An 18,640-nucleotide genomic window follows, 5' to 3' on the forward strand; every position below is an offset into this window, starting at 1 on the left:
CAGGCGGACATGAAGGTCACCGGCGGCAACCCTCGCGATGTACAGCACGCCTCCCATCTGCCGGACTGTGATGTGTTCCTGACCGCCGACAAGAACTTCCTCAGAGTGCTTAACCGCATCGCAGAGCAAGCGCCCGTCCCGGTGGGCCGGGGCCTGCGCATCGCTCCGGCAGCGCACGACGACATCGTTGAAGCCATTGAGGCGACGCTCAGTACTCTCTGAGCGGTTGGCACGTGCGCCGGAGCCGGCCTCTGGGGCGCCCTACTCGGCACCAGTTGATCGGCCTCGGCCGTCGGGCTTCTCGGAGAACCCGTTGGCGCGCAAAAGCCTACCTCACGCGATGGCGCCGCCTCACACCTGCCTCATGTGTACACGTCAGGAGACAGGGGACGATCATGGTCTGTCATTTTGCGGCAAGTATCTGCCATGGCACTGGCACCCCGGGCTCGGGCCGACAGCATCGGTCCCATGGACCTGGTAGATCTCGGCACTGTCGCCACCGCGTTCCTCACCCCTCCTATCGCGTTCATTGCCGCCTTGTGGGCCAGGCGCAGCAGCAGGCAATCAGCAGACGCAACTGTCGATTCGAGCGTCAACCAGGTCAATGGCTCCATCGCTGCGGCACGTGTCCAGACGTGTGGTGAGCTCGAGCTGCGCCGGCAGGCCGCGCTAGCCGAAACATCTGCCGCCTTCCTGATGGCCTCTGACGCACTCGCGCGCACCGTCCAGCAGCTTCCCGATCTTGCTCCTGATGAGCGCCAAGATCGGGTCGCCACTCACGGTATGACGGTCGAGACGGCCCTCGGTCCTCTGGAGCTCCTGGGGCCGCCGGAACTTCTGCGGCATGCGAAAGCACTGCGGGACTTTTGTCGGACGCTGGAGAACCTTGCGCTGGACAGAGCGGTGCTCCGTTCGGCTGTACGGGCTTTGGAGTCCGGCTGGTGCCCTTGCAATGCAGAGATCTGCGACAACGATCATCACGGCGCAGCGTTCGTCGCGTGGGAGTTCCTCTTGGAGTGGCCCGGACGGGAGGACGAGGAACGGTGGAGAGACCGGGGCCTCCTGGAGTACTGCCTCCATGAGAGCCAGTGCATGACCGAGAGTGATGTGGTCCGTGTTCTTGCAGTCGTCGACCGCGTGCCGGCTGCCTGGTCCCGGATGATCGGTGGCCCTGTCCGCGATCCGCTCATGGAACGGTTCGCTTCCCTGCGCGCACCCTTCGTCGAAGCTGCCCGCTCGGCACAACCTCTGGTGCCATCGACCGAACCTGATGGATTGAGGGCATGGGCGAGCAACGCTGTCAGCGTGGCAACCCCCTCGGCAGTTTCCGGCTCCTCCTTATCGGCCTGATCTCCCGGACCAACGTCCTGTCGTCGGGGTCCGTTGTTTCCTCAGCCCCGACTCCCCAAGATCGCCGCCACCTCCCTCAGTGGGACAGGGAGCCGGAGTCATTGCCTGAAATTCCGTAGCAGAAAACCTCTTCTGCCTTCGGTTTCAAGACGTAGGGGCCGCAGTGACGGCTTCGATTAGAGGAGGTGCTGTCTATGGACTCACGGGAAGCACTGACGGTGGTCGCCTGGAGGCGTGCGGAACGCCCCGCGTCCGGCTGGCCTGCTGCTCGTCCGCCATCAGGAGATCCACCGCGAAGACGAGGGGCACGGCGCATGGACCTGAGCGCTGGGCAATGTCATGGGGCCGCTGCCCGAATATTCGTCACTCTGACATAAATTTCTCCAGCCCCGGTGGAACTCAGGGCTCGCTCTGCGATGCTGGAGGCCGATCGAGAAGGGCCGGAGTAATGCAGTGGAAGATCCATGGGGAACGTCCGATCTACGAGAACAGCTGGGTAAACCTGTGGCTCACCGACGTCGAGACGCCGGACGGGAACCGCTGGGAGCACCACGTCGTCAAGCTCCGGCACCTGGCCGTGGCCGCCGTTGTCAACGAGCGGCGCGAGGTGCTCATGATGTGGCGGCACCGCTTCATCACGGATGCCTGGGCGCGGGAGCTGCCCATGGGGCTGGTCGAGGAGGGCGAGACGCCTACTGATGCAGCGGCCCGTGAGGTGCTGGAGGAGACCGGCTGGCGGCCCGGCCCGATCAAGCCGCTGATCTACGCCGAGCCGGCCAACGGCATCACCGACTCCCAGCACCACGTCTTCCGGGCCGACGGGGCGACGTACGAGGGTCCGCCGACCGAGAAGAACGAGTCGGACCGGATCAAGTGGATCCCGCTGGCCGACGTCCGGGGCATGATCGACCGCCGCGAGATCGTCAGCAGCGGCTCCCCGGTCGGACTGCTCCACGTCCTCATGGACGAAGCGATCCGCTGACCTGACGGGGCAGCACTTCCCGGAGCCGGAACTCGAGCGTCACCGCGGCCGGTTCCCGGCGGAAGGGCTCCAGCTCCTCGTAGAACTCCCGAAGGTGGCCGGCGACTCGTCGCGAGCTGACGGCCGCCGCCGGGGCCAGGGCGTCCATGGCCGTGTGGCACGCCTCATCGAGTTTGCCGCGCTGGAGCTGGGTGAGGGCGAGCCAGAAGGCGTGGAAGGCGCGGCCCCGGTGATTCGATGCGTGCTCGCGGCGTAGCGCGTCCGCGATGAGGGGTTCGGCGAGGGCGGCTTCGCCCAGGTGGCCGTGCGCGATGCCGGTGTCCGCGATCAGCTTCGTCTCGTCGAAGTAGGCGACTCAGGCCGGGTCCGGATCACCGGTGCCGATCCGTCCGAACTGGGTGTGGGCTTCAGAGATCGCGGTGTGGGTCGCGCCGTGGTTGCCGAGGGTGGCGTGGGCGAAGGCTTCGCGCATCGCGAGCATGGCCAGCACGCGCGGTGTCGTCCCCGCCGCCGCTCGGGTCTGGTCCTGGGCGGCCGTGACGAGCGCGAGGGCGCCGCCCGGCTTGTCCTGGTAGGTGGCCTGGAGGCTCATGCAGGCGAGGACGTTGGCCATGAACTGGCGGTCGTCGATGGCCTTGGCCAGACCGAGGGACTCGGTGAAGTAGGCGCGTGCCTGGTGGTGCTGGCGCGCGTCGAAGTAGGTCCACCCGGTGAGCCGGGCCAACTCGGCCGCGACGCTGTGCAGACCGTTCCGCAGAGGAGCCGGGCGCTGTTGCTTGAGGTGGTCGGCGACGTAGCGGAGCTGCCCGACGACCGCCGGCCGTAAGGTCTCGCCGCCGTGCTCGTCGTCCCGGCGCCAGTAGTCCGCGATCGACGAATGCAGCGCCTCCGGTGTCGAGGCGCTGAGATCCCGCTCGGCCGCCAGGGCGAGGATGCTGTCGACGTCTGCCCCCGATAGTCCGGCGACCAGCGGTTCGACGGTTGAGGCCGGTACTTCGGCCGGTTGGCGGGGCATGACCGTCAGGCTGGGCGGTGTCTCCAGGAACGGCGGGCAAGACCGAGCATGTGCCCGGGGATGCGCAGTCCGTCCGAGATCCGTTCGATCACGTCCATGTGCAGCAGCTGCCGCCGTCCGGCGATCACCTCGCCCACGCGGCTCGGGGTCAGGTCGCAGCGGCGCGCGATCATCGACGGATAGATGCCTGCCCGTGTCTTGACTAGCTGAAAGATGCGGCCGAAGTCTCTGGCCTGGCATGCCTCGATCATCACTGCGTCCGTGAGCAGGCTGACCGGGAGTTCCTTCGAGCGAGATGGCTCGGGCATCGGGCACGCTCCGGCATGAGGACTACGGATCGCTGCACTTGGTCAACCGAGGGCGATGTTACCCAAGTTGGGTAATCCGCCTGGCCTTTCTGGCCGGGCCTGCGGATCGCGATGCTCCTGGCCATGGTGAACGGACAGGACGACGTGCGGATGACGTTGCGGGGTCTCCCGTGACTCCGGCCAGACGTGGGGGCCTCTCACGGAGGTACGCGTGGGCGAGGACCCGGTGGCCCCGGAGAGCCTGGGCCGCTACCCGCCGTGCTTCTGCCCCCCCCGGTGCTCGCAGCAGGCCCGGAACGCCGTCGCGTCCCTCCGGATGGTGTCGTGATGCGGTGCGTGCACTGGCGCCGGGTGCCCCTCGATCTGGCACGGGAAGCGCGGGAGAAGTCGGCCGCCCCGCACGTCGACAGGTCCGTGCAGTGCCAGCTGTCCGCGCACGACGAAGGTGAGCACTTCGGTCTCCTCACCGACGCCGGCGCGTACGGGACCGCACTGTGGCTCCGCTGGCACGGGACGGACGAGGCGGAACTCGTCGTACTGCCGGACTGCCCGGTGGCCGCCCCGGGTCCTGATGGTGAGGGCTGCTGTCTGTTCGCCGACCACACCACACAGCACACCTGGGAAGACGCCCTGGAGGGGGTCTCGTACACCAGCTGATCGCGAGCCTGCGCAAGACCCGGCGCCCTCGCTCGCCTCGCAACGAACAGTGCGGGGAATGCGGTGGCAGCGGCGCCAACTCGTCCGGCAAGACCTGCGGCACCTGCAACGGCTTGGGAGAGATCCACTGCCGCGCCGGCCGGCAGGAGTCCCGTTCGCTGTCCCGCTCCGTGATCCGGAAGGAAGGCCACCGATGGCCCACGCTCTGATCGCCTCCCCGTTCCTCGACGGACACCTTCTTCTCAAACCCGGTGCAAGGGCCGGCGCCCACATCTCCGCCGACCATTACGAGGGCCTGCGCCAGGCCCGCCGCCGACGGTGAGTCGCTCCTCCCCGCCTGGGCGGTGCAGACCGCCACCGGCATGTGGGGCCTGGACCTGGGCGGTTGCCCCGCGCAGGGCACCGTGCTGGTGCGCGAGCCGTCCTTGTATCGCTACTGCCGGGCCTCCTGGGAGATCAACCTCGGCTGCAACTTCGGCTGCAAGCACTGCTACCTCGGCGAGCGCCCCTTCTCCGGCCTCGGCTGGCAGGACAAGGTGTGGCTGCTCGACATCATGCGCGAGGCCGGCGTCCTCTGGCTCCAGATCACCGGCGGCGAACCCACGGACCCCCACTTCCAGGGCGCCTACCGGTACGCCTGGCAGGCCGGGATGATGCTCACCATCTCCACCAACGGCTCGCTGCTCTGGCGGCCGGACCTCCTCAAGCTCTTTCAAAACTGCCCACCTTACCGGCTGGTGGTCAGCATGTACGGGGCGAGTGAGGAGCCCTTCGACACGCTCACCCGGATCAACGTGGTGGTGACCGAGGACACGCCTCCGAGGCCGACGAGATGGCCGCCCTCGCCGGCGAGTGGAACGTCGAGAACCACGCGTACACGAACATGATGCCCACGATCTACGGCGGCGGAGAATCGCTCCTCGCCCAGTCCGCCGCACACCTGCGCCAGCGCAAGCCGTTCGCCGGATGCAACGCGGGACACACCTTCTTCCACGCCGACCCGCACGCCAAGGTCTCGATCTGCAAGGTCGGCTGCGACGACCAGATCGACCTCATGGCCGAGGGCATCAACGGCCTCACCCGGCTCGGCACGATCGCCGACCGCCTCATGCTTCGCACCGGAGGGTGCGAGGGCTGCGCCCTGTCCGGCACATGCCGGGTCTGCCGCCCCCTGGCCAAGCACTACCAGGAGGCGAAGGCGCCGCTGCACAGCTACTGCCAGCACGGAGACAAGGAGAACCCTCATGACCCCGCCCGTACCGGTGACCATCCTCCCCGGCCCGCCCGCCTCGGCCCGCCGCGCCGCCCCGACCGTCGCGACCGCATCGATCACCGCCGTCCAGGACCTCGAAGCGATCGTGGAGAGCGCGGAGTGCTCCTGCGACGCCGGGGACGACAACCCCCACTAACCCACCTGATCCGGTCAACTCCGCTCAGGCCCCGGCGTACTCGCGTCCGGGGCCTGAGCCCTGCCCGGCTTACCGTTAGGGTGCCGCTCATGTTCTTCCGATGGGACTGGCTCCGGCCCCACCTGACCGCGCCGATCGTGCCGACCCTCGGTCCTTGTCCACCCCGATGCCCTGACCGTCAGCGTGTTCGGGGACACCCTGCGAGCGGCCGACACCGGGGGCTTCCTTCCCTACGACAAGGACCGGCGCTGGGGCGGCGAGAAGGATGAGAAAGTCCTCCGCGAGGACGTGGTGCACCAGCCCGAGCACACCCTCATCCCCACCCTGAACCGGCGCGGCCGCGGCACCGTGAAAGTCTTCGCCTACGGCTCCACGACAGCGTCGTGGAGGAGGCTGCCGAACTGGCCGCGAAGCTCGCCGCCGGGTACGACGTGGCAGGTGCCCGGGTCGTATGCCCACTCGGCCCCGAGAGCGCACACCCGCGCGGCACCCGCATCCAGCTCAAGGACTTCACCGGCAGCCCCTGCCCCGACCCGGGCGACCCGGTCCGCCCTGTCACCGACTGGCCGACCGCCGTGCAGGAGACCTTCGCGCCGTTCGCCAAGGCCATGCTCGCCGACGGCCTGGCCTTCCTCCACACCCAGATGCAGGCGGCCGGTGCGGCCCGGTCCTCGCCGCCACCCTCGACGACCGCATCGTGGGGGCGATCGGCCCCATGGAAGTACGCCCCGACGCGATCGGACGCCCCCAGCTCATGCCCCAGTACTTCACCGTCCTCCCCGAGGCCCGAGGCCAGGGCCTCGGACGCGCCCTGTGGCGGGCCGCCATGCACTGGGGACAATCCCACAGCGCCGCCTACCAACTCCTCCAGACCGAAGTCGACGGCCCTTCCGACCGGCTGTGCCAAGCCGAAGGACTCACCTCCCTCGGCTTCACTCACCACACAGGCATAGTCATTGGTTCTCGGGCTGTTGCACGGCCACATCCCGCCCACGCCAGCCGACCTGCCGAAGCCCCGACACTGGTGAGCCTGTCCTCGGCGCATTCCTCATGTGCGAGGCGTGCATGAAGCGGCTTCGCCCTCCGCCAGCTCTTCGAGGTGGACGGCGCCCTCTCGTCCATGCACAGGTGGAGGGCCTGGAGGGTACGGGCATCGATGTCGGCAGGGCCTTGGGAGCCCGATCCATCGAGCACCCTGCGCATGCGCGACAGTGTGGCCGATGGGTGCCGATGGTGACGTACCGAGCTCCACAAGGCCCTACCCCCGTACCTCCTGGGGCCCCGGTCGCATGTGCGATGACGTTCACGGTTTGCTGCGCAGGTCCCGCTGATTGTGTAAGCGCATGACCTGTTGCGTTCATCAGACTGCGGGTGTTTTGCGCCATCCACCTTGAGCCCCGCCCCCGGCGCCGCCCTCAGCCACCGAGGAAACCGATGACCTCTCTCACCGCGCTGACCACGCTGTGCCCGCCTCCTGCCGCCTTTCCCCCTGCTCCGGACTGGCCGCAGGTCGAAAACACGCTGGGTAAGGCCTTGCCTTGCCCCAGGACTACAAGGAGCTCATCACCGCATATGGACCGGGCCAGTTCTGCGGATTCATCACCCTCTACCAGCCACATGCCCCCAGCGAATGGGCCGATCTGACCGGCCCCGTGCCGACGCGTCTGCGGGGGCAGATCGAGGAGGTCCGGCAGGCCGCCCGGCACCCCTTGCAGCTGCCGCACTCCCCCGAGGACCTTTTCGCCATGGGAGTCACCGGCAACGGGGACTACCTCTTCTGGGTCACCCAGCCCGCCGACACCCCGGACGAGTGGACCGTCGCCGTCAACGACGGCCCTGCGCGCGCCCTGGTTCACCTACAACGGCACCTTGACCTCGACCACGGCGCCGCCTTCACCGAAAGCAGCCCACCGGCCGCAGCCGCCAGGACGTCCGTCAGCACACGCACCATCCGTGACTGGGCCAACGCCAACGGATACGACCTGCCCGAACGCGGACGAGTCCCCATCGAAGTCATCGAGGCATGGAAGCAGGAGCATCCCAGCTGACACACGCCAGCCCCTGCCGTTGCCGTGATGACCACTCCCTCTACCTCCCGGATCAATCGGGCAGGAACGTGACTCCGGTGGTGATCTCGTCGACATGATCATGCAGCGGGGCCGCCAGGGCGGGTGGTCGCCACAGGCGAGCTAAGTTCAACAGGGACCACGACGTCGTCAGCTGATCTCGGCAGCCTTCGAGGCAGTGTAGGGACGCGGCGTCCCGCACAAGCAGTACACCGTCTGATCCGCAGTACCGAACAGCTCGCCCATGCCCAAGTCCCCTTCCCCCAGCAACTTGCCCGCCCGCAAGGCCGTCGCCGGACGCCTCCGTGTCGGCCGCTGGATCGAGGTGGGCGTCAGATCACCAGGACCGAATCGTCTCAGGGTCGCCCTGGTGGTGTGTTGATGTGTTCGAAGGCTCAGAGCGACACCCAGGCTCTGAGGCTTCCGGCGCCGATGGCTCCCCGCAGAACGTGGGCGATCTCCTCGGACTTGAGGTCGATGTCATCGAGCCCCTCTGCGGTCAGCGGGACCTCCTCCAGCGCGTATGCGCCGCGGCCCTTGGCGCTGAACTCGGGCCGGTGCGGTCCTCGAAGGACCAGGTCGCGATGCGGCCGAGGTAGAAGAACTGGCGCTCGTCGTCGGACCCCATCGTGTGGAGAAGGCGGACGATGTCGGCCTTCCCCGCGATCTCCTCGTGGATCTCCCGGTGGAGGGCCGCCTCCCGCGACGCGTCGCCGGGCTCGACGCCGCCGCCGGGCAGAACCCAGTACTCGGGGATGCCGGGCCTGGTGCGGCGGATGACCAGCACCGTGTCGTCGGGGGTGACGAGGACGGCACGGACTCGTTCGATCATCTCGGTTCCTCTTCTTGCTCGTTGACGGTCTTCAGTGGAGCAGCCAGCCGCCGTCGACGTGGACGGACTGCCCCGTGATGAACGAGGCGGAGGGTCCCACGAGAAACGCCACCAGGGCCGCGACGCCCTCGGGTCGGCCACGGCGCGGGACGCACTGGTACTTGATCTGGTCCTCCGGCCGCGCACGGTACTGGGCGGGAAGGGTACTCTCGGCCTCGACCTGGATGACCCCGGGCATCACCGTGTTGACGCAGATCCCGTACGGGCCCAGTTCACGGGCGAAGGAGCGGGTCAGGCCCAGCAGCCCGGCTTTCGCAGTGCTGTAGGCGACGAGGTTCGTCCGGCCGGCTTGGGCGTTGATGCTGCCTGCATTGTCCAAGGTCAAGCAGAACAATGTACTCAAAGCGATTCAGAAGCTGCTTCTGTGGACTCGGGCATCCCCCAGCAGTGCAATCGGCGTGAGGAGCAGACGGTTACCTCCGGGCGCATCGTCGGGGCAGCCGCCGCCGGCTCGCTCGCGCACAGCGCGAAGCTGAGCCGCCACCAACGAAAGGGGCCCTGGCCTGCGGAACCTCTGCAGGCCAGGGCCCTTTCGCGTTGCACCTCATGTAAGTCGAGACGTGTCGTGTCGCCCATAGATGAGGTCACGGCTTGCCTCTACGGGATGCGGCTCGTCCAGTTGGTTGTTCGCCCGTTCGAGGCGGGACATAGGATCCATCGCCAGAGGCCCGGCCTGAGAGGGAACCCGCGTGACTGCCCATATCCTCCCCTCCCTTCCCGGGGACCCTGCTCGTGTCGGCCCGTACCGAATAGTGGGCCGTCTGGGAGCGGGAGGGATGGGTACCGTCCACGCCGCCCTGGACTCCAGCGGCAACCGTCTGGCGGTGAAGGTCGTCCATCCGGCTCAGGCCGAGGACGAGGAGTTCCGTGCCAGGTTCCGGCGTGAGGTAGCGCTGACAAGCAGGGTGAGCGGACCGTGTCTCGTGCCTGTAGTCGCGGCCGACTGCGAGGCCGAGCGTCCATGGCTCGCCACACCCTACGTACCGGGCCCGACGCTGCAGCAGCACATCGCCGCGCACGGCCCTCTCCACGGTGCCGTGCTCCACGCGTTCGCCGCGGGCACCGCCACCGCGCTGGCATCGGTCCACGAGGCCGGTGTGATCCACCGTGACATCAAGCCCGGCAATGTGATCCTCTCCCCCAGCGGTCCACGCCTCCTCGACTTCGGGATCGCGCATGCCTTCGACGGGACCTCGGTCACCCGGACGGGCGTCCTGACCGGCACCCCTGGCTGGATCAGCCCCGAGCAGTACCGCACGGGCAGCATCGGTCCTGAGTCCGACGTGTTCGCCTGGGGTGCCCTCGTCTCCTACGCCGGAACCGGGCGCCACCCGTTCGGAACCGGGGCTCCGGACACGGTCGCCTTCCGTGTGATGTCGCAGGACCCCGATCTCGCCGGCCTGCCCGAGGACCTTGCCCGCCTCGTGACGGAAGCGATGTCGAAAGAGGCAGGCGACCGCCCCACGGCGCAGTCTCTGAGCGGCGCGTGCGCAAAGCTGCTCTCAAAGGAAAGCACCCAGGTTCTGCCACAGGACGCTTCGGTGCCCGTGCTGGTCGACGGGCTGGTCTCCGATCACTGGAGTCCGCCGCCCGCTCATGAGACCGTCTGGCCGACCGGCCGGGCCGGCCGGGCACGCAAAGGCAGTTACATCGCTGCGACAGCCGTTGTTGTTGTTCTCGGCGTTGCGGCCACGGCCGTGTACGCATCCACGGCCGTGGGGCGACAGACGCCCTCGGCTGCCGCTGCTCCCGCTCTTCCGGCTGCTTCCCCGTCGGTGTCCTCATCGTCCGCCGCTGCAGTCGCCACTCCTCCTACGAGTTCCGCAGCCCCGGCGCATACCGCATCAGCGGTCACCGCGGCCGGCAGTCCCGCCCCCGCCACGCCGGAGCCCACAGCCACCGCTCCGACGGGCGAGCCTCAGCCCGCCTACACACGCAGCGACTATGCCGAGCCCACCATCGGGGAGTGGTCGGCCGCTCGCGATGCGATGACCGCCTCCGAACGCGGCATCGCCGCTTCCATCAACGAGGAACTCAAGACATTCCTCCGCGACGAGTGGGCGCTGCCCGAAGGGGTGCAGGTGACGTTCAATCCTGAGGCCCAGACCATGTTCCTCACCGTCGGCCCCTCGACAGCGGTGTGGGAGAACGGCGGCGACTACACCGACCTCGCCCGCGGCGGGATGTACACCGGCTGTACCCAGGGCAACGACAAGCTGCGCACTGACATCACCTGGTCCTACGGGCGGGTCGTTGTCATCTACCGGGAGTCCATGGCCAATCCCGTGATCGCCAGCTTCCGCGAAGTCACCAACGGCATGAACTGCCGCGTCTGAGCAGGTCGTATCCGGCGAACACGGACCACGAAAGGCACCCGCAGGACAGCCTGCCAAGGAGCCGAGGCTGATCGTTTCCCTGGTGAACCTGTTACTCCAGGAGACTGACTCACCCCCGGATCATCTCGGCCCTGGCGACCGTGACCGCTATCTCTGCGGTCGTGATCAAGAACATGGTGCGTGGTCTCGCCGTGCTCTCCCTCGCCCTGACTCCGCTTGCTCTCCCCCACCCCGCGGCAGCATAGGCACCAGCTGCTGCCGAGGTGCTGTCTCTCGCCCGCTGTGATCGGGCAGATCCCGGTCGTCGACGAGTCCCGCGACGGCTATGGGCGGACGAAGTTCAAGCACTGGAACTCCGGCCTTGACCCCGCCGACGGCTGTAATACGCGCGCGGAGGTCCTGCTTTCCGAAGCGGTCGAGTCTCCAGTGGTCTCGGCCGGCTGCAAGCTCGCTGGTGGTCGGTGGATCTCCTACTACGACGGCCAGGAGGTCACCGGCCTCGGCAAGCTCGACATCGACCACATGGTCCCGCTCGCCGAGGCCTGGGACTCCGGCGCGAGCTCCTGGACCGCTGCCCGGCGGGAGGCTTACGCCAACGACCAGGACGCGGCCACCAGCCTGGTGGCGGTGACTGCGCGGGCCAACCGTCAAAAGGCCGACCAGGGTGAAGCGGATGCCCTCACCTGTACGCCGACGGGCCGTGCGAGGACACGATCGGCCACTACACCCCCGCCCCGTAACAGTCCTCGTGCTTCTACCTGGAAAGGATCCCCGCACATGGCTTTCGGTAAGACGTTTCTCTCCGCCCTGACCGCCGCCGGCCCTGCGAGCGCGGCCACCTGCCCGTCCTCCGCCTCACCTGTGATCCCTGGCGCAGAAGCGCACTGGACGCTGAGCTGCTCCGGCAACACGCTCAAGGTCTACGGCTGGGTCGAGGACACCCGCGCCGATGGCGACTGCGCCTTCGTCCACGTGCACGCCGGCAACGGCGGGGGTGATAGCGCGGATGCATGCGGCTGGGGAACGCGCACCAATTTCGACATGTCCTTCCCCCCGTACCAAGAAGGCAGAAGCCCGCCTTCAGCTCGAGAACTGATCCGCGCACAGGGGCGTGCGCGATGGCCGTGCACCGGACATGCACGAACACGCTGGGTCCTTCTGACGCGCAACCTGCGCCGGGTCCTTTCCCACAAAGGGGTTGGGGCCCGGCTCCTTGGGACGGCCTTCCTCATGTGCTGCTCTTCCCTCCATCGGCCCCCGGTACCGCCAGCTCGACACGTTGTCATGGGGGGATGCGGGGGAGCAGATCGAGAGGCCGATGCCTGGTTCACTGGTGCGTCCCTGGGCCGGGCGCGGACGGCTGGATGCCCAGTTCTGTGAGTGTCAGGCGGCGTTCTGGTGGGAGGCGGTCCCACCGGCGCCGGGCGTTGGTGAGCCACTGCCCAAGACGTACTGGCCCTTCGGCGAGGTGCTCGATGTGGCGCTGGGGCACGTTCAGGTGGCCTTCTCTGGCGAGGAAGACAGTTGCTGCTTCCAGTCCACGCCGGAAGGACTGTTCTCGTGCGGTGAGCGGGGGCTGTGGCGTCGAGGGCGGTGTGGTGGTGTGCAGCCCCAGGTCTTGCAGGAGGCGGAGCTGGCCAGGGTGGGTGGGTGGTGTGCTGCGCTGGGTGCGGAGCCACTCCCCTAGGCGGATGCCTTCGGGGGTGACGAAGGTCCGCGGGACATCGGTGAGGATGTGACCGGCCTCCTGATGGTGGCGGGCGGCGTGGTAGCTGCGTTGCCATGTCAGGGGCCAGGCCGGGTTCCAGTGCGGGTCGAGGCCTGTCAGGGCGTGGGTGCGGGCAGGAGTGAGCTGGGCTGCCCGTTTGCGTTGGGTGGCGAGCCAGCGGCCGAGGGCGAACCCGGTTTCGGGCTCGTGGTGGTCGACGGGGGCGGCGAGGTGGCCGTGGGCGGAGGCGTAGGCGGCGGCGTGGGCGAGGCCGCGGTCCCAGGCTTGTTGGTGGGGGTTCCAGATGATGCCGAGTTGTTCGAGGGCGTGAGTGCGTGCGGGGTCGAGGGCGTTTTGGTTGTGGAGGTGTCGTTGCCAGGTGAGCCAGCGCCCCAGGGCGAAGCCCGTCGGGTCCTCGTAGATCTGGGGGATGTCGAGGTGGTGATGGGTGCGGTGGTAGCGGCGGGCTGCGCCCAGGCCGCGGCGCCATTCAGCGCTCTTTGGTTTCAGGACGCGCAGGGTGAGGGCGAGGGCGACTTCGTCGGCCTGGGTGGGGCGGTCGAAGTGGAGCCAGTGTCCGGGATCGTCGCCGGTGAGGGTGGGACGGTGGGTGCGGGGGTCGGCGAGGCGTGCTTCGAGGCGGCCGTCGTGGGCGCGGAGGGCTTGGATGGTGCGCCACAGCGGGGTGTAGGCGTCGGCGCCGAGGAGGTCGTCGGGGTTTTCGTCGGGGGTGAGGTAGACGGGGACGATCAGGGTGGCCTTCTTGTTCGCACCGGGTTGCTGGCGTAGGGCGCGGCCGACGGCCTGGACGGTGTCGACGGGGCTGTTCTTGGGGTCGGCAAAGACGACGGCGTCGATGGAGGGGACGTCGATGCCTTCACCGAGGACGCGGGCATTGGCCAGGACCGCAGGTTGCTCGGGGTGGGTGTGGGCGGCGAAGTCGAGGAGAATTCGGCGCCGGACGCGGGGTGGGTGGGTGCCGCTGATCCATTGCGACCACAGGCCGTCGGGCTGCAGGTCGGTGGGGAGGGCGGCTGCGGTGTCGGGGAGGGTGGTGGCGAACGCTCGGGCATCGGCGACGCGGTGGTGGAAGGTCAGGACGCGGCGCAGCTTGTGGTCGTGGATGGCTTTGAGGACGGCGACTTGGCGGCCTGCGAGGCGCAGGCCGTCGACACCGGCGCCGGGGCTGGTGGCAAGCCAGTCGCGCAGGGTGGTGTCGTCGACAACGGGAACGAGAATCTGGTAGTCGGCGAGCAAACCGAGGTCGATGGCGTCGGACAGGGACAGCCGGTAGGCGACAGGGCCGAAGAGGGATTCGTCGTCCATGGAGGCGACGGGGACCTCGGCTCGGTCTTGGTCTGGATCCCAGACGCGGGGCGTGGCGGTGAGATAGAGCCGGCGGGCTGCGGGGACCTGTTCGTCGTGGTGGATACCGGCCCAGGCTTTGCCGAGGCGGCCGGCGGTGCGGTGGGCCTCGTCGACGATCACCAGATCCCATGGGGGCAGGCCGTGGCTCTGATGGGCGGCGATAACCGTGGGCAGGGAGGCGTAGGTGGCGTAGACCGTGACTGGCTCGCCCGTGCTCTGACTGGTCAGGGCGGTGAGCTCGGCGGGGCTGGTGGTCATCGGCAGGTCGCCGGTCGGTGTGCGGTCGATTGCCTGCCGTGCCGAGCAGACGGCGACCGCTGTGCCTTTGCGGCCTGTTGCCTGCCAGGAGCGGGCCGTCTGGGACAGCAGGTCCAGGGTGGGGACGAGCAGCATGACGCGGCCTCGGGGGGTGAGGCGGCTTGCGGTGCGGGCAGCGATGAGGGTCTTGCCGGTGCCGCAGGCGGCGATCACGCTGGCCCTGGGGTGGGTGCGGAGTGTGTTGACGGCTGCTGTGACGGCTTCCTTCTGATGCGGTCGCAGGTCCATGGGGGTGGGCGGCATGTTCTCCTGCCGGTCGTCAGGCTCGGACGCGGTGGTGGGTCAGGTGGGCGAGGACGTGCTGGTTGGCTTCCCAGCCGTCGGGGAATTTCGCGGGGACGCCGAGGTGGACGGGGTCGTTGGAGGGGTGGCTGTCGAGGAGGTCGGCGATGCCGGAGCGGGCGACGACGATGCAGGCGTGCCGGTGGCGTGAGGCGAGCACGCACAGACGTCCGGCTTCGAGGTGGAAGGCGGAGGAGTCGCGGCGCCCGGACAGGGGGTGCAAGACGATGGTGATCGCGTATTCGCGGCCCTGGAGGCGGTTGGCGGTGTCGGCGCGTACGCCGTGGGTGCGGGGGGTGCGGTTGAGGAGTTGCTGGATGAGGCGGGCCTGTTCGCGGTGAGCCGTGCCGATGGCGATGTCCTGGGCTTCGAGTTCGCGTCCGGAGGGATGCTTCTCGCACACGGCTTGGGCGCCGCGGTCCAGCAGCCGGGCGGCCAGGGCGACGGTGGCGCGGGCGGCTTCGGGGTCGGTGCGGGCAGTGTGTCGGGGCGGCAGCTCGTGCAGGGCCCAGCCGGAGCGGGCGGCCTCCTCGATGGTGTCGTCGAGGGTGCTGCGCATGCCGCTGGTGGTGAAGTGCAGGCTGCGTGTCTGGGGGGCGGTGCCGGCTTGGAAAGGGTTGAAGGGGTAGAAGGCGCGGGCGACAAGGCTTGCCGCGGAGGTCGGAAGGCGCCAGGAGACGGGGAGCCTGTGGATGGTGGCGTCGTTGTGGTTCATCAGGACGGTGACGGCACTGTTCATGGGGTCGTGGGGCAGGCCGATCCAGCGGGGGGTGTGGATGGTGGAGAACGGGTCGAGCTGGCCGGGGTCTCCGACGAAGAGGGCTTGTTCGAAGAGCTTGGCGATCAGTAGCAGGGCGTCGGAGCGCATCTGGTAGGCCTCGTCGATGATGGCCCACCGCCAGCGGGGGCCGTCGACGTTCGCCCATTTTTTGGCGGTTGCCACGATGACGTCGCAGGCGAGGACATCTTTGATGTCCGTGCTGATGGTTGTGCCCGTCAGGCCGTAGATACGGTCGGGGACCTGGTAGGTGTGTCCGGTCAGGCGTCCCAGGCGCAGCTGAGGGGTTTGGGGGTCGGCGAGGCGGATGAGAAGGTCGTCGACCTGGTGGTTGGTCTGGGCGATGATGATGCACCGTTCGCCTGCTGCGGCGAGGGTGTGGGCGGCTTGGGCGACCAGAGTGGATTTCCCGGCGCCGGGCGGCGAGTCGACGACGAGGGCCTGGTCGTTGCCGGCGGCGAGCGTGTCAAGGACGCCGTCGACGGCCGCGGCAGCCATCTCGGCGGGTGAGGGTGCGGGCGGGTTCATGGCTGGGTCTCCTCGGCCTCGTCCAGGGCGGCGGGGTGGTCGTGCTGGGGGCCGCCGTGGGTCCAGGGGGTGTTGTCGCGGCTGGGGAAGGGCGGCTGCCGGAAGAACTCAGGTGCGAGGGTGAGCTGGAGGTGGTCGCCGACGGCGGGTACGGACGTGCGGTTGGGTTTGGCGACGGTGCCCTTTTGTGTCGTGACCTCGAGCAGGAGGTCGGTGCCGCCGTCGCGCGGTGTGATGTCCCGGATGGCCAGGTGCACGCGGGGGTTGTGTGGGCTGGTCAGCAGGTGTCCGACGTCCAGGCGTACGGGGTCGGTGGTGTGCAGGGTGAAGCGTGGCCAGAGCTGGAGGCGGCCGGTGGGGCCGGTGATGGTGCGGTCGGGGTCGGTGTCGATGACGATGCCGGCCAGTGCTTCTCCGGTGGTGCGCCGCTCGGCCATGATAAAGGGGTCTTCCAGTGCGCGGCGTGCTTCGAAGGCGCCGGCGGCCTGTTCCAGGCGGGCCAGGCGGCGGGCGGCGGAGACCGCGTCGTCCTTGATGGGCTGGGGGCGGCCGTCGTCGGCGAGGTAGGTGCTGAAGGAGGTGAAGCGGTCGCGGTCGGCGTCCCAGCGCCGGTGGGCGTCCGGGGTCTGGGGCAGGCTGCGCAGCAGGGCCAGAGCGTCCCAGGCGTCGTCCCAGGTGGGGGTCAGATAGGTGTGCAGAAGGTCGTGCAGCCGTTGGGTGTGCCGGGTCATGGCGGCGGTGTTTCCTTCCTCGGCGGCGGTGCCGAAGGCCTTGAGGAGGGGGTCGAGTTCGATGGTGTCGAACGAGGGGTCGGTGGCCGGGCCGGCGGGCTGACGGTGAGGGGCTTCGGCGGCGAGGGCCGCGTGCAGGCCGGTGGTGCCGGGCGGTGGGTTGATCCAGGCCAGGAGGGTGGCGAGGTGTTCGTCCTCCAGGGGGCTTTGGCCGGTGACCCAGTGGGTGGTCAGCAGGTCGGTCAGGGCCAGCAGCAGGGCGGAACCGGGGTGTTCGGCGTGTTCGGCGAAGAAGGTCAACCATTGGCCCAGGCGGCCGACGCTGCGGGCCGGGTCGGCCGTCTCGGGTGTGTCGGTGAAGCGCAGAGCGCGGCCCAGCCGGTCGAGGTAGCGAACGGACTTGCGGTTGGCGACGAGGAGTTGGGGGGCGTGGGTGTGGCGCTGGCGGGCGGGTTTGGCGCCGCGGGCGGGGAGGCGTTCGGTGTCGGGGAAGCTGTCGATGTAGGTGAGAATGCCGGCGGCCAGGTCGTCCAGGAATGCGGTGGGTCTGCCGCGCGGGGGTGCGATGAGCAGGTTCGGGTGGGCCTGGTCGTCGCCGTACATGACGGCCAGCGGGGTTGCTTCGGTGCCGGAGCGGTTGAGCGGCAGGACGATCAGGGGCCGCTCGGTGAGGTGGAAGTGGCGGATGGTGCTGGCGTCCTGGGCCTGTTCGGTTTCGGCTGCCTTGAGGCGCAGCAGGCTGGTGAGCATGCTCATGCGGACTCCCGTAGTTGGGTGTGAACGGCGTGGGCGTGCTGCAGTGCGGCGGCCAGGTCGCTCTGGTCGGGGGAGGGTTCGCGGGTGCCGTCGGACAGGCGCAGAGCGGTGGTGATGTGGTCGATGCCGCCGAGGTCGTCGCGGACGGCGGTGCCCAGGACGTCGATGGAGCCTTCTTCGCGGGCCTCGCTGCGGCACACGTAGGCAAGGTCGCAGAAGTGGCGGCAGGTGGGGGTGTAGCGGGCTGCGGTGCTCTGCAGGGCTTCCGCGAGTGCTTTGGGGTCGCGGGTGGGCCGGTTGTCCTGGTCGGGGGCGAGGTCGAACGTGATGTGGGGCGGCAGCGTGTCCAGGAGGGGTTCGATGCGGGTGAGCCGGCTCAGCTGGCGGGTGAGGGAGGCGACTTTCTTGCGGGCGTCGACCACACTGGCGGTGGCGCGGCGGCTGAAGTTGCGGGGCATGACGAGGATGACGTCGTCGGAGACCTTGTTCTGGTCGATGCCCTCACTGTCCAGCAGTTCTCGCAGGGCGAGGATGTAGGCGGCGGCCTGGGTGACGGCTGCGGCTACTTTGGCCGGGTCGGCTTGGCCGTCGACGACGGCGAAGGACTTGATCTCGACGATGTGAAAGACGCCGTCGACCTGGAAGGCGACGACGTCGGGTTCGAGGTAGACGGGGTTGCCTGCGACGGTCAGCTGCAGGATGGGATGGTCCAGCAGCGTGCGGGCCGGGCTGGTGGAGCGGACGGCTTCCAGGATGGCGGTGCGGGTGTAGGCGTGGCGGACCTGCAGGGAGGCGTCCTGGGTGCCGACGTTGGCGAGGTCGGTGTGGGCGGCCTCGGGCAGCGGCAGGCCGAGGATTTCGCGCAGCAGGCGAAGGAGTTCGGCGCCGCCGTCGGCTTTTACCTGCTGCTCGAAGACGGCCCCGCTCCTGAGGGCGAGAGCGGATTTGGCGAGTGGGCGGGGCTTTCCCAGGTGGACGGCGATGGCGTCCTTGTCGACGCCGGCGGCGTCCAACAGGGCCCGGCGGGTGCAGCCGGGATTGGTGGTCAGGGCCGCGAGGGTGCGGGCGTCGTGTCCTTTGGCGAGGACGGGGCCGCGCAGCGCGTCGAGCCGGTCGTTGAGCAGACTCACGAAGCTTCCTTGCGGGTCGGGTCAAA

Annotated in this window: 15 protein-coding genes and 2 pseudogenes; 10 read left to right on the forward strand and 7 right to left on the reverse strand. The window is 68.7% G+C overall.

Annotated features, from left to right (window positions below):
• From OG710_RS00005 to OG710_RS00015, 3 genes are all read left to right on the forward strand, one after another.
• Positions 1-222 (forward strand): hypothetical protein (locus OG710_RS00005; RefSeq protein WP_330237474.1); only part of this gene is annotated, 222 nt, incomplete at its 5' end.
• Between the two features lie 246 nt (positions 223-468).
• Positions 469-1,350, forward strand: coding sequence for a hypothetical protein (locus tag OG710_RS00010; protein ID WP_330237475.1), 882 nt, complete (start codon positions 469-471; stop codon positions 1,348-1,350).
• Between the two features lie 448 nt (positions 1,351-1,798).
• Positions 1,799-2,332 carry an NUDIX hydrolase gene (locus OG710_RS00015; protein WP_330237476.1) on the forward strand — a complete coding sequence of 178 codons (534 nt, stop codon included), beginning with the start codon at positions 1,799-1,801 and terminating at the stop codon, positions 2,330-2,332.
• On the opposite strand, the pseudogene OG710_RS00020 reads toward OG710_RS00015, so the two are convergent.
• A pseudogene (locus tag OG710_RS00020) lies at positions 2,310-3,655 on the reverse strand (hypothetical protein). The gene OG710_RS00015 and the pseudogene OG710_RS00020 overlap by 23 nt on opposite strands.
• A 327-nt stretch (positions 3,656-3,982) precedes the next feature.
• On the opposite strand from OG710_RS00020, the gene OG710_RS00025 reads away from it, so the two are divergent.
• The 6 genes and pseudogenes from OG710_RS00025 to OG710_RS00045 all read left to right on the forward strand — a co-directional run bounded on the left by OG710_RS00025 (position 3,983) and on the right by OG710_RS00045 (position 7,769).
• Positions 3,983-4,312, forward strand: a complete 330-nt coding sequence (locus OG710_RS00025; RefSeq protein ID WP_330237477.1) for a hypothetical protein — start codon at positions 3,983-3,985, stop codon at positions 4,310-4,312.
• 193 nt (positions 4,313-4,505) lie between these two features.
• Positions 4,506-4,634, forward strand: coding sequence for a hypothetical protein (locus tag OG710_RS31225; protein ID WP_443064207.1), 129 nt, complete (start codon positions 4,506-4,508; stop codon positions 4,632-4,634).
• A 22-nt stretch (positions 4,635-4,656) separates the two neighbouring features.
• Positions 4,657-5,199, forward strand: a complete 543-nt coding sequence (locus tag OG710_RS31230) for a radical SAM protein (RefSeq protein WP_443064208.1) — start codon at positions 4,657-4,659, stop codon at positions 5,197-5,199.
• Between the two features lie 357 nt (positions 5,200-5,556).
• Complete coding sequence (locus OG710_RS00035; protein ID WP_330242111.1) at positions 5,557-5,721, forward strand: hypothetical protein; 165 nt, start codon at positions 5,557-5,559, stop codon at positions 5,719-5,721.
• A gap of 89 nt (positions 5,722-5,810) precedes the next feature.
• Positions 5,811-6,673: pseudogene (locus OG710_RS00040) on the forward strand (GNAT family N-acetyltransferase); the annotation flags it as partial.
• A 586-nt stretch (positions 6,674-7,259) separates the two neighbouring features.
• Entirely contained in the window at positions 7,260-7,769 is a 510-nt protein-coding gene (locus OG710_RS00045) for an Lsr2 family DNA-binding protein (protein WP_330237478.1), read from the forward strand.
• A gap of 517 nt (positions 7,770-8,286) precedes the next feature.
• Here OG710_RS00045 and OG710_RS00050 read toward each other — a convergent pair.
• Entirely contained in the window at positions 8,287-8,619 is a 333-nt protein-coding gene (locus tag OG710_RS00050; protein WP_330237479.1) for an NUDIX hydrolase, read from the reverse strand.
• 31 nt (positions 8,620-8,650) lie between these two features.
• The gene (locus OG710_RS00055) at positions 8,651-9,004 is read right to left on the reverse strand and encodes an SDR family oxidoreductase (RefSeq protein WP_330237480.1); all 354 of its coding nucleotides are present in this window, start codon (positions 9,002-9,004) and stop codon (positions 8,651-8,653) included.
• A gap of 364 nt (positions 9,005-9,368) precedes the next feature.
• Here OG710_RS00055 and OG710_RS00060 point away from each other — a divergent pair, with 364 nt between their 5' ends.
• On the forward strand, positions 9,369-11,015 hold the full coding sequence (locus tag OG710_RS00060; protein WP_330237481.1) for a serine/threonine protein kinase: 1,647 nt from the start codon (positions 9,369-9,371) through the stop codon (positions 11,013-11,015).
• A 1,327-nt stretch (positions 11,016-12,342) separates the two neighbouring features.
• Here OG710_RS00060 and OG710_RS00070 read toward each other — a convergent pair.
• The 4 genes from OG710_RS00070 to OG710_RS00085 are packed head-to-tail and all read right to left on the reverse strand — an operon-like array spanning position 12,343 to position 18,614.
• Positions 12,343-14,652, reverse strand: a complete 2,310-nt coding sequence (locus OG710_RS00070; protein WP_330237482.1) for a DEAD/DEAH box helicase — start codon at positions 14,650-14,652, stop codon at positions 12,343-12,345.
• A gap of 16 nt (positions 14,653-14,668) precedes the next feature.
• A complete protein-coding gene (locus tag OG710_RS00075; protein ID WP_330237483.1) occupies positions 14,669-15,997 on the reverse strand; it encodes an AAA domain-containing protein in 1,329 nt (442 codons plus the stop codon).
• Complete coding sequence (locus tag OG710_RS00080; protein WP_330237484.1) at positions 15,994-17,484, reverse strand: hypothetical protein; 1,491 nt, start codon at positions 17,482-17,484, stop codon at positions 15,994-15,996. The genes OG710_RS00075 and OG710_RS00080 overlap by 4 nt, the downstream gene beginning before the upstream one ends.
• Positions 17,481-18,614, reverse strand: coding sequence for a hypothetical protein (locus OG710_RS00085; protein ID WP_330237485.1), 1,134 nt, complete (start codon positions 18,612-18,614; stop codon positions 17,481-17,483). Before OG710_RS00085 ends, OG710_RS00080 begins: the two co-directional genes overlap by 4 nt.
• Positions 18,615-18,640: the final 26 nt, after the last annotated feature.

The organism is Streptomyces sp. NBC_00525, from assembly GCF_036346595.1.
In the GTDB taxonomy this organism is placed as follows: Bacteria; Actinomycetota; Actinomycetes; order Streptomycetales; family Streptomycetaceae; genus Streptomyces.

Bases quoted from the DNA above. Each gene is read 5' to 3' on its own strand.
- OG710_RS00010 (WP_330237475.1), top strand. From the start codon at position 469: ATGGACCTGGTAGATCTCGGCACTGTCGCCACCGCGTTCCTCACCCCT.
- OG710_RS00015 (WP_330237476.1), top strand. From the start codon at position 1,799: ATGCAGTGGAAGATCCATGGGGAACGTCCGATCTACGAGAACAGCTGG.
- OG710_RS00025 (WP_330237477.1), top strand. From the start codon at position 3,983: ATGCGGTGCGTGCACTGGCGCCGGGTGCCCCTCGATCTGGCACGGGAA.
- OG710_RS31225 (WP_443064207.1), top strand. From the start codon at position 4,506: ATGGCCCACGCTCTGATCGCCTCCCCGTTCCTCGACGGACACCTTCTT.
- OG710_RS00035 (WP_330242111.1), top strand. From the start codon at position 5,557: ATGACCCCGCCCGTACCGGTGACCATCCTCCCCGGCCCGCCCGCCTCG.
- OG710_RS00050 (WP_330237479.1), bottom strand. From the start codon at position 8,619: ATGATCGAACGAGTCCGTGCCGTCCTCGTCACCCCCGACGACACGGTG.
- OG710_RS00070 (WP_330237482.1), bottom strand. From the start codon at position 14,652: ATGCCGCCCACCCCCATGGACCTGCGACCGCATCAGAAGGAAGCCGTC.
- OG710_RS00075 (WP_330237483.1), bottom strand. From the start codon at position 15,997: ATGAACCCGCCCGCACCCTCACCCGCCGAGATGGCTGCCGCGGCCGTC.
- OG710_RS00080 (WP_330237484.1), bottom strand. From the start codon at position 17,484: ATGAGCATGCTCACCAGCCTGCTGCGCCTCAAGGCAGCCGAAACCGAA.